We start from the raw sequence: 382 nt of genomic DNA, 5'->3' as shown, positions 1-382 counted from the left end.
CCCGATCATCGGGGAGCTCGAGCTGGTGACCGACGGGGACAAGGAGTCCGAGGAAGGCTACTTCGTGGAGCTGGCCCAGGGCCCGCAATGGGTGCAGATCGACCTCGAGGAGGAAGCGACCATCTACGGCCTCGGCCTCTGGCACTTCCACACCCAGAAGCGCGCCTACGTGGACGTGGTGGTGCAGCTCTCCAACGACGAGAGCTTCGAGTCGGGCGTGACCACGGTGTTCAACACCGACCACGACAACTCTCTGGGCTTCGGCGCGGGCAAGGATATGGCCTACATCGAGACCAACAAGGGCAAGCTGGTGGGGGCGAAGGAAACCAAGGCCCGCTACGTGCGCCTGTACTCCGACGGCAACACCAGCAACGAGATGAAC

The 382-nt window shown here is 63.4% G+C and carries 1 pseudogene; it reads left to right on the top strand.

Features of this window, described 5'->3' with window-relative positions:
* Positions 1-382: pseudogene (locus QEH53_RS24065) on the top strand (hypothetical protein); the annotation flags it as partial.

This window comes from Pelagicoccus sp. SDUM812002 (assembly GCF_031127835.1).
Taxonomy (GTDB): Bacteria; Verrucomicrobiota; Verrucomicrobiia; order Opitutales; family Opitutaceae; genus Pelagicoccus.
The sequence above is the reverse complement of the archived record's forward strand: the minus strand, read 5'-3'. Positions and strand labels throughout refer to the sequence as shown.